This is a genomic window from Nioella sediminis (genome assembly GCF_001879695.1).
Classification (GTDB): Bacteria; Pseudomonadota; Alphaproteobacteria; order Rhodobacterales; family Rhodobacteraceae; genus Nioella; species Nioella sediminis.
Window position 1 is genome coordinate 76,497 of sequence record NZ_MNBL01000016.1, and the last position, 8,763, is coordinate 85,259.

At 63.5% G+C, this 8,763-nt stretch carries 12 protein-coding genes; 3 read left to right on the forward strand and 9 right to left on the reverse strand.

The annotated features are described in order from the left end of the window. Positions 1-113 precede the first annotated feature (113 nt). The 6 genes from BKY26_RS01730 to BKY26_RS01750 form a co-directional block, all read right to left on the reverse strand. Positions 114-317 carry a hypothetical protein gene (locus BKY26_RS01730; protein WP_071688675.1) on the reverse strand — a complete coding sequence of 68 codons (204 nt, stop codon included), beginning with the start codon at positions 315-317 and terminating at the stop codon, positions 114-116. 253 nt (positions 318-570) lie between these two features. Further along, positions 571-942 carry a hypothetical protein gene (locus BKY26_RS01735; protein ID WP_071688676.1) on the reverse strand — a complete coding sequence of 124 codons (372 nt, stop codon included), beginning with the start codon at positions 940-942 and terminating at the stop codon, positions 571-573. A gap of 69 nt (positions 943-1,011) precedes the next feature. Beyond that, on the reverse strand, positions 1,012-1,158 hold the full coding sequence (locus BKY26_RS20390) for a hypothetical protein (RefSeq protein ID WP_169829058.1): 147 nt from the start codon (positions 1,156-1,158) through the stop codon (positions 1,012-1,014). 202 nt (positions 1,159-1,360) lie between these two features. Next, positions 1,361-1,747: a DUF6497 family protein gene (locus BKY26_RS01740; protein WP_071688677.1), complete on the reverse strand. Its 387-nt coding sequence runs from the start codon at positions 1,745-1,747 to the stop codon at positions 1,361-1,363. Then, complete coding sequence (locus BKY26_RS01745) at positions 1,744-2,088, reverse strand: hypothetical protein (RefSeq protein ID WP_071688678.1); 345 nt, start codon at positions 2,086-2,088, stop codon at positions 1,744-1,746. Before BKY26_RS01745 ends, BKY26_RS01740 begins: the two co-directional genes overlap by 4 nt. Before the next feature lie 123 nt (positions 2,089-2,211). Continuing rightward, positions 2,212-3,744, reverse strand: a complete 1,533-nt coding sequence (locus tag BKY26_RS01750; RefSeq protein WP_071688679.1) for an acyl-CoA carboxylase subunit beta — start codon at positions 3,742-3,744, stop codon at positions 2,212-2,214. 217 nt (positions 3,745-3,961) lie between these two features. On the opposite strand from BKY26_RS01750, the gene BKY26_RS01755 reads away from it, so the two are divergent. From BKY26_RS01755 to BKY26_RS01765, 3 genes are read left to right on the forward strand one after another with little or no spacing between them, the layout of a single operon-like run. After that, positions 3,962-5,179 carry a multidrug effflux MFS transporter gene (locus BKY26_RS01755; RefSeq protein ID WP_071688680.1) on the forward strand — a complete coding sequence of 406 codons (1,218 nt, stop codon included), beginning with the start codon at positions 3,962-3,964 and terminating at the stop codon, positions 5,177-5,179. Between the two features lie 57 nt (positions 5,180-5,236). Next, positions 5,237-6,634 (forward strand): helix-turn-helix domain-containing protein, encoded by a 1,398-nt coding sequence (locus BKY26_RS01760; RefSeq protein WP_071688681.1) that lies wholly within the window; start codon positions 5,237-5,239, stop codon positions 6,632-6,634. Between the two features lie 54 nt (positions 6,635-6,688). Next, positions 6,689-7,159 (forward strand): SRPBCC family protein, encoded by a 471-nt coding sequence (locus tag BKY26_RS01765; protein ID WP_071688682.1) that lies wholly within the window; start codon positions 6,689-6,691, stop codon positions 7,157-7,159. Between the two features lie 34 nt (positions 7,160-7,193). Here the strand turns inward: BKY26_RS01765 and BKY26_RS01770 are convergent, their stop codons facing one another. The 3 genes from BKY26_RS01770 to BKY26_RS01780 form a co-directional block, all read right to left on the reverse strand. Next, positions 7,194-7,433, reverse strand: a complete 240-nt coding sequence (locus BKY26_RS01770; RefSeq protein WP_071688683.1) for an HP1242/YdcH family protein — start codon at positions 7,431-7,433, stop codon at positions 7,194-7,196. 104 nt (positions 7,434-7,537) lie between these two features. Next, the gene (locus BKY26_RS01775) at positions 7,538-8,233 is read right to left on the reverse strand and encodes an HAD family hydrolase (protein WP_071688684.1); all 696 of its coding nucleotides are present in this window, start codon (positions 8,231-8,233) and stop codon (positions 7,538-7,540) included. Positions 8,234-8,386: 153 nt separating this feature from the next. Next, positions 8,387-8,763 (reverse strand): EamA family transporter (locus tag BKY26_RS01780; RefSeq protein WP_146632862.1); only part of this gene is annotated, 377 nt, incomplete at its 5' end.

Sequence of the window (8,763 nt, forward strand, 5' to 3'; positions counted from 1 at the left end):
GGGCCGTCACGGCAGGCGTGGAAACGAAAAAGGACCATCCCGGGCGGTCAGCCCCGGATGGTCCCATTGAATTGCCGATCTGCGCGCGATGCGCAGATGCTATGTCTGTTGTGTCAGCAGAGATTGACGTCGTCGCAAAGCGCGCCAGCAGCCGCGCCGACAACTGCGCCGGTTGCGACGCTGCCACCAAGCACCGCCGCACCGACGCCGCCCGCTGCGGCCCCGACGGCCGCGCGATCGAGATCCGTTCGTGCAAAACAGCCCGACAGAAGCGTTGCCGCGATCGCGCACACCGCAATAAGTTTGATTTTCTGCATGTTGCTCGTGCCTCTTCCCGTTCTTTTCTTGAGTGGCGTGACCCACCTTTGAAAAAAGACGGCCCGCCGTCAATGCCGACGGGCCGCTCTGAAGGGGAAGGGTAACACGTCACATTACCACCGGCCCGTTTGAAGCTGGGGACTAAGGCCGGCACAGTGACGATTGCACGGGGATTTTCGCGGCGCGAGACGGAAAAAACGTGGTCCGATTTTTGGGCGCGTTTCTGCGCAATTCTGCAAGCCATAGGCAGGTTCATGCCGACCCCTCCCAATGGCCCGATCCGTCAAAGGCCTCGGGGAAGGAGGCCCGCGCGCGCGCCACGTCCAGCTGCAACAGCGCCTCGTAATCCTCTGGATCAAAAGGATCATCCAGCGCGATCACTTCGCGCCCGAAGAGCCAGGACAGCCGCCCCGCATCCAGGTTGCCGCGCTCGAAGGGTTGATCGCCGAAATAGAGCCACAGCGCCTCGACAAAGGCCGCATCGGCACGGCGGTCGGCCGGACGGCGGTCGGCATAGCGTTCGCGGGCAACAAGCGGTGTCGCCCCCGCCTTGTTCGCACGCCGGATGGTGAACTGATAATCGGTGCCGGGCATACGGCCTGGAAAACCACGATGCTTGATCATGCCCACGCCCCCCCGATTGCCGGGACGTGGATGGGCCGGACGGGATTGGGCCGCCCGGTCCGGTCTGCGTCAGTCGTATTTGTTGCTGTACACCGGCTCGGCCTGAATGGGCGCGGGGTCGATGATGATGATTTCTTCCGGCTCTGGGGCCGGCGCACAAGCTGCGGCGCCGACAAGAAGGCCCAAAGCGAGAAGCGCTTTGATGCGGTTGGACATCCTGCTCTCCTATCGTTTTTTGTCCCGGTCGCTTGGGGGCGGACCGGGTTCCCGGGAATGGCCGTACACACATGGCCAAATTTGATCATACCCGAAAGGAGGGCGGAAAAGCAGCCAAATGATGGCAGGAATGTGTCCTGTGTCCGGGCTGCATCAGAAAGATATCCACAGCAGGAACGTCTCGCAACATGTTGTAGGGTCATCAGAAATCCTCCCAGATGCAGGACCCGTCCTGAACGCGGTATCCAGCAAAGACCTGCGTGACACCAGGGGCGGGCTGGCCACGTTCCACCCGCTCGCTCATCACCTGCACCACGATCTGGTCTGGGGTCTGATCGGCTTCACCCGCCGCCGCAAGCCCCCATGTGTCGCAGATCACGCCGGTATCCTCTGCCATCTCTTCGGCCCCGATACGCCGACCAGCCAATGATGGGGCCAGAACCTGAAGGATCAGCCAGGTTTCGCCATCGGGCTGCGACTCCATCACGATCCCCGCAAGCTCCACGGCGAGGCCGGAGGGCAGCTCCAGCGCCTCCTCGCGGCAGCCTGCGAGCGCGGTCAGCGCCAATATCACCGCCAGCGCCCTCATGCACGGGCTCCCGCGAAGGCCGCCCAACGGGCGCGGTTGCGGGGGCAGGCCAGCACGCCTGCGATGGTGGTTTCGAGGCCCGCACGGGGGGCGGGGCCCTCGACCCGCCCGCCCGCGCGCAGCCTCAGCCCGTGGTCCTGCTCCTCCACATGAACCACGGGGGAAAAGCCTCGCACGTCCCTCAACGCGCGCCACATGTCCTGCCGGACCTGTTGCGCCAGACGCAGCTTTCCCATCTTCGGAAATTCGGCGGTCACACCGATATCAAACCGCGCAGGCAGGTGCCGCGCCAGCGTCAGCGATGCACCCTCACGCAGGATATGCCAGCGGCGGGCGGTCATTGCCCACCCCCTCGCTGCATCATGCGGTGCGTGATCCTGCGCATATCGGTTCCTTGAATTAGGGGTTCCCCCACCCGTGCCGCCGGCCGGACAACGGGTGGGGGATAGACCCGAGAAAGAAGCTCAAAGGGGAATGTTGTCGTGCTTCTTCCACGGATTCTGGAGTTTCTTGCCCCGCAGCGAGGCGAAAGCCCGGCAAATGCGCTTGCGGGTGCTGCGCGGCTGGATGACCTCATCGATGAAACCGCGTTCCGCCGCCACGAAGGGATTGGCGAAGCGGTCTTCGTAGTCCTTCGTATGGGCTGCGATCTTGTCGGCATCGCCCAGATCGGCGCGATGGATGATCTCGGTTGCGCCCTTGGCCCCCATCACCGCGATTTCCGCGGTCGGCCAGGCATAGTTGAAATCGCCGCGCAGGTGCTTTGACGCCATCACGTCATAGGCGCCGCCATAGGCCTTGCGGGTAATGACCGTCACCTTCGGCACCGTCGCTTCGCCATAGGCGAAGAGCAGCTTCGCGCCATGCTTGATGACGCCGCCATATTCCTGGCTGGTGCCGGGCAGGAAGCCGGGCACGTCCACCAGCGTCAGGATCGGGATCTCGAACGCATCGCAGAAGCGCACGAAGCGCGCGGCCTTGCGGCTGCTGTCGATATCCAGACAGCCCGCCAGCACCATCGGCTGGTTCGCCACCACGCCCACGGTCTGGCCTTCCAGCCGCATGAATCCGGTGATGATGTTCTTGGCGTAGTCTTCCTGGATTTCGTAAAAATCGCCCTCATCGCCCAGTTTGTAGATCAGCTCCTTCATGTCATAGGGGCTGTTGGGATTGTCGGGGATCAGGGTGTCGAGGCTCTCTTCCACCCGCGCCACATCGTCGAAGAAGGGGCGTACGGGCGGCTTTTCGCGGTTGTTCAGGGGCAGGAAATCGACCAGACGACGGACCTCGGCCATGGCCTCCACGTCATTTTCAAACGCACCATCGGCGACGGAGGATTTCTTGGTATGGGTCGATGCGCCGCCCAGTTCCTCGGCGGTCACGACCTCGTTCGTCACCGTTTTCACCACGTCGGGGCCGGTCACGAACATGTAGGAGCTGTCCTTCACCATGAAGATGAAGTCGGTCATCGCGGGCGAGTAGACGGCGCCACCGGCGCAGGGGCCCATGATCACGGAAATCTGCGGCACCACGCCCGAGGCCATGATATTGCGCTGGAACACCTCCGCATACCCGGCAAGTGAGGCCACGCCTTCCTGAATACGCGCGCCGCCGGAATCGTTGATGCCGATCACCGGTGCGCCGTTCTGCATCGCCATATCCATGATCTTGCAGATCTTCTCGGCATGTGTTTCCGACAGCGACCCGCCGAAGACGGTGAAATCCTGGCTGAACACATAGACCATGCGGCCGTTGATCGTGCCCCAGCCGGTCACCACGCCATCGCCGCGTGGCTTGGATTTCTCCATGCCGAAATCGGTGCAACGGTGGGTCTTGAACATGTCGAACTCTTCGAAGGAGTCCTCATCCAGCAGCAGGTCGATCCGTTCCCGCGCCGTCAGCTTGCCCTTGGCGTGCTGGCTGTCGATGCGCTTCTGACCGCCACCCAACCGGGCCTCTTCCCGGCGATGTTCCAGTTCCTGCAGGATGTCTTTCATGGGGTCCCCTTCCTCCCGTAGCGGAGCGGGAGCGACCCGTCCGTCTTTGCGAATTCGAGGGGAACCTAGCGAGTCTCCGGGGAAAAGCCAGTTGAATCCGGCATATTTGCAAATTTGGTGAATTTGCCAAATTTGCAAATGCTAACTAGCAAATGATCGTGAATAATGTGCGAGAACGCACATGGACAAGAGGATCATTGCGGCGTTAAGTAAACCAATGAGTTCAGTCCCCGAGGTCCGGTACCTAGACCGGTCCACGCCCCCTCACATCTCGACCCTGATCGCGGCGACGGCGCTTGGCGCGATGTCGATGAATATCTTCCTGCCGACCCTGCCGCAGATGGCAGAGTACTTTCAGGCCGACTATGCGCTGATGCAGCGCTCGGTCACGCTCTACTTGCTGATCAATGCGATCCTGCAACTGGGAATCGGGCCGATTTCGGACAGGTTCGGGCGCAGGCCGGTGCTGCTTGGCAGCTTCATCCTGTTTTCCCTCGCCACCATCGGCTGCATCTTCGCGCCCACGGCCGAAATCTTCCTAGCCTTCCGCATGGCGCAGGCCGTCGTGGTCGCCGGACTGGTCCTGGGCCGCGCCGTGGTACGCGATATCGTACCGGGCCCGCAGGCCGCGGCGATGATCGGCTACGTGACAATGGGCATGGCGCTGGTGCCGATGATCGGGCCTGTGGTGGGCGGCATATTGGGAGAAACCTTCGGCTGGCAGGCGAATTTTGTGCTCCTACTGGCAACCGGGTTGGCGGTTCTGGCGCTGACCTGGTTTGACCTGGGCGAGACAGCGCGCGCCAGCACCGGTGGCTTCCGCGACCAGATTCGCGAATATCCCGAGCTGTTCACCTCGCGCCGCTTCTGGGGCTATTGCGGGGCCACGACCTTCGCCTCGGGCGCGTTTTTCGCTTATCTCGGCGGCGCGCCCTACGTGGGATCAGAGATCTACCACCTGACGCCGTCACAGGTAGGGTTCTTTTTCGGCGCCCCGGCGCTTGGCTACTTCGTCGGCAATTTCGTCGCGGCGCGGCTGTCGGTGCGGTTGGGCATCAATCGCATGATCCTCTACGGCACCTCGATTTCGACCGCGGGCCTGTTGATCCCGGTGACCCTACACGTCATGGGGCTGGATTCGGCACAGACGTTTTTCGGCTCGGTCACGCTGGTCGGTCTTGGTAATGGCATGACCATGGCCAACGGCAATTCCGGCATGCTGTCCGTGCGCCCACACCTGGCCGGATCGGCCTCGGGCGTCGGTGGAGCCGTGATGCTCGCCGGGGGCGCATTGCTGGCGGATCTGGCCGGGTCTTCGCTTGCCGGCAGCGCAACCGCGATGCCGCTTGTCGCTATTATGCTTGGCAGCTCGGCCCTGTCCATCGTTGCCATTGTCTACACGATCCGCCGCGAACGATTTGTCGGCGCGGGCTGACCTCTTGCCGCCCGGCTTTGCAAAGCCCATAGTAACTTTGCAAACCAAGGGGCGAACATGGCGATCCAGAAACTCTATGCCGGGGCGAAACTGCGCGAATTGCGTGGACGCATGGGCCTGACGCAAAAGGAATTCGCCACCAAGCTCGGCGTCTCGCTGCCCTACCTAAACCAGATGGAGAACAACAACCGGCCCGTGTCCTCGTCCGTGATGCTCGGGCTGGTGCAGGAGTTCGGCTATGACGTGACCGAATTAGCTTCGGGCGACACCGAACGGCTGGTGTCGGACATGCGTGAAGCACTGGCCGATCCGGTCTTTACAGAGGCCGCCCCGCCCCTGCCCGACCTGCGCCTGACCGCGTCGAACGCCCCCGCATTGGCCCGCGCCTTCCTCGACCTGCACCGCGCCTATCGGCAGACCCATGAACGGCTGGCCTCGCTGGACGAAGCGCTAGGCCGCGAAGGCGCCCGCGTCGCCGCCAGCCCGTGGGAAGAGGTGCGCGATTTCTTCCATTATTGCGACAACTATATCGACGCCGTGGACCATGCCGCCGAACGGTTTGCGGAAAAGGCGGGTGGCAATCTGGATGCCCATATCCGCGCGGCATTCGACGATCAGGGGATTGCCGTGCGCTACGCCGACGACGCCGGTATTCGCCGCTATGATCCTTCACGGAAAGAACTGACGCTGTCGCCGCGCACCGCCCCCGAAACGCAGCGGTTCCAGCTATTGCATCAATACGCCCTGATTGCGCAGGGCCGACTGCTGGAGGCGACGCTCGACCTTGCCCGTTTCCAGACCGACACCGCCCGCTCCATCGCCAAGGTGGGTATGGCCAATTACTTCGCGGGCGCTGTGCTGATGCCCTACGGGCGCTTCATGGAGGCCGCAGGCGAAACCCGCCACGACCTAGAGGAACTGGCCGTCCGCTTCGGGGCCTCGATCGAGCAGGTGGCGCACCGCCTGTCCACGATGCAGCGCCCCGGCGCCAAGGGCATTCCCTTCTTCTTCGTCCGCGTCGATCAGGCGGGCACGATCACCAAGCGCCATTCTGCCACGCGGCTGCAATTCGCCCGCTTCGGCGGCGCTTGCCCGCTATGGAACGTCCATCAGGCGTTCGAGACACCGGGCCGCTTCCTGCGTCAATTGGCCGAAACCCCCGACGGGGTACGCTACCTGTGCCTCGCGCGCGATGTGTCGAAATCTGGCGGGTCTTTTCACGCGCCCACGCGGCGCTTTGCCATCGGGCTTGGCTGCGAGGTGCAGCATGCCAGCGCCGTGGTCTATGCGGACGGCATGGATATCGGCACCGCCAGTGCCTATCAACCGATTGGCATTTCCTGCCGCATCTGCGAACGGACGAATTGCCACCAGCGGTCCGTGCCGCCATTGGAACGCCAATTGCGCATCGACCCGGATCAGCGCGGCACGCTGCCCTATGAGATCGGACGTTGACGCAGGCTGCCGACCCCGGCCAAATTGTCACGACACGCAATCGGGAGAACCATCATGGAAATGCATTCAAGCCGGGTGATCGCGGCAGATCGGGCGACGGTCTGGGCGGCTTTGAACTCTGCCGAGGTTCTGAAGGAATGCATTCCGGGGTGTGAGGAACTGACGGGATCGCCCGAGGAGGGTTTCGCCGCCACCGTCAAGCAAAAGGTCGGGCCGGTGAGGGCCACTTTCAAGGGCGAGGTGACCCTGTCGGATGTCGTCGAAAACGAAAGCTACACGATCTCGGGCGAAGGCAAGGGCGGCGTCGCGGGATTTGCGAAAGGCGAGGCCAAGGTGCGGCTGGAGGAGGCCGAGGGCGGCACGGAGTTGTTCTACGATGTCGAGGCCAAGGTCGGCGGCAAGATCGCACAGCTTGGCTCGCGCCTTATCGACGGGTTCGCGCGCAAGATGGCCGACCAGTTCTTCGAACGCTTCCAGGCCTATGTGGAAGGCAGCACCGGACACGAAGACGCGGCCGAGGCATAGCCCCGACCGCGTTCAATCCGAGAGCTAAAGCTGCTCAGGCCTTGGCCAGCATCGACGCGATCTCATCCTTCAGATGCATGCGCTTCTTGCGCATCTCGACCTCGGCCAGTTCCTCTTTCGGCTCGATCCCGGTCTCGGCGCGATGCACGGCGCGGTTCACCTCGTGATATTCGTCCATCAGCTTGGCGAAATGGGCGTTGGAGGTCTTCAGCTCGTGGATCTTCTCGACCTTGTCGGGGAATTCCTCGGCCAGTTCATGGGGGGTATGGGACATGTCGCGCTCCTCTTATTGTCGTGTTCCGACAGCATGGATAGCAGGGCGCACGAAAGCCCGACTTTGACCGAGGTCAATCGCGGCGGCGGATTCTGAAAAAAGGCTTACTCCGCCGCCTGCCGCAGGCTGCGCCGCCACGCGGCATCGACCTCGGCCATGGACAGTACCGCCACCTCACCGCCCTGCCCCGGCACGCCGAGCCCGCCAGACCGTGCAAGGGCACCGGGAAAGCCCAAGGTGCCGATCCCCGCAGCGGCTGCGGCTTGTAGTGCCGCGGCGCTGTCGACCACGGCAAGGGCGGCAGAGGGCAACACGCCGACCTGCGCCAATGCAAGCTGATAGGCCTCGGGATGCGGCGGCAGGTGGAGCAGGTCGTCGCGCAGGATCGCCACGTCGAACCCGACGCCGCCGCGCGCCCGTGCCGTCGCCTTCAGCATGGCCCGAACCGGTTCCGTCGCAGAGCGGCTGACCAGCCCCAGTTTGAGCCCGCGTCCCGCCGCTGCCATGATTACCGCCGCCACGCCCGGGCGCAGTGGCAACCCCTCGGCCAGCATCGCCGCGAAGAGATGCGATTGAGTGCGTTCCACAGCGGCGACATCCACCGCGCACCCTTGCTGAACCGCGAAGCGCGCCACGGGTGAACGGTCGTCACGGGTGGCCAGCAACCGCTGGTACATGTCCCAGTTCCAGTCCCAGTCCAGCCCCTGCGCGCGAAACGCGCCATTCCATGCCGCCCGGTCCAAATCGGCACATTCCGAGATCGCACCGATCCCGCCAAACAAGATCGCTTCCAAAGCCATTCGTGATCCTCCACGGGATCAGGAATACGCCCGCCCGGCGCGGCGACAAGCGCACGCAACACGACGGAACCGTCGCCTGCACCGCGTTGGATCGCCGCTAGGCAATCTCTGCACCTGATGCCTATTCGGGTGGCAACAAACGAACGCCGGCCGCTACAGCTTGGTCTGCGCAACCGCCGGCGTCACCTGTTTGCGGCGCAGCATCGCTTCGCGCAGGGTGATATAGCTGATCGCCGCAATGATCATCGCGCCTCCGATGATCACGAAGATATCGGCGGGCTCGCCAAAGGCGACCGCGCCAAGCAGCGTGGCCCAGATCAGTTGCAGGAAGGTCACCGGCTGCGTCACCGTCAATGGCGCGGCCTTGAAGGCCATGGTCATGGTGAAATGCCCCGCCGTGGCGAAGCAGGCGACGAGGAACAGCCAGCCAATCTGTTCCCATGTCGGCGGCACCCAGACCGCCCAGGCAAAGGGGGCAAGCCCGACCGTTACCGTCAAGGACAGCATCCCCACCACCACGGCGGGCGAGG

Bases quoted from the DNA above. Each gene is read 5' to 3' on its own strand.
- BKY26_RS01730 (WP_071688675.1), bottom strand. From the start codon at position 317: ATGCAGAAAATCAAACTTATTGCGGTGTGCGCGATCGCGGCAACGCTT.
- BKY26_RS01735 (WP_071688676.1), bottom strand. From the start codon at position 942: ATGATCAAGCATCGTGGTTTTCCAGGCCGTATGCCCGGCACCGATTAT.
- BKY26_RS20390 (WP_169829058.1), bottom strand. From the start codon at position 1,158: ATGTCCAACCGCATCAAAGCGCTTCTCGCTTTGGGCCTTCTTGTCGGC.
- BKY26_RS01740 (WP_071688677.1), bottom strand. From the start codon at position 1,747: ATGAGGGCGCTGGCGGTGATATTGGCGCTGACCGCGCTCGCAGGCTGC.
- BKY26_RS01745 (WP_071688678.1), bottom strand. From the start codon at position 2,088: ATGACCGCCCGCCGCTGGCATATCCTGCGTGAGGGTGCATCGCTGACG.
- BKY26_RS01750 (WP_071688679.1), bottom strand. From the start codon at position 3,744: ATGAAAGACATCCTGCAGGAACTGGAACATCGCCGGGAAGAGGCCCGG.
- BKY26_RS01755 (WP_071688680.1), top strand. From the start codon at position 3,962: ATGAGTTCAGTCCCCGAGGTCCGGTACCTAGACCGGTCCACGCCCCCT.
- BKY26_RS01760 (WP_071688681.1), top strand. From the start codon at position 5,237: ATGGCGATCCAGAAACTCTATGCCGGGGCGAAACTGCGCGAATTGCGT.
- BKY26_RS01765 (WP_071688682.1), top strand. From the start codon at position 6,689: ATGGAAATGCATTCAAGCCGGGTGATCGCGGCAGATCGGGCGACGGTC.
- BKY26_RS01770 (WP_071688683.1), bottom strand. From the start codon at position 7,433: ATGTCCCATACCCCCCATGAACTGGCCGAGGAATTCCCCGACAAGGTC.
- BKY26_RS01775 (WP_071688684.1), bottom strand. From the start codon at position 8,233: ATGGCTTTGGAAGCGATCTTGTTTGGCGGGATCGGTGCGATCTCGGAA.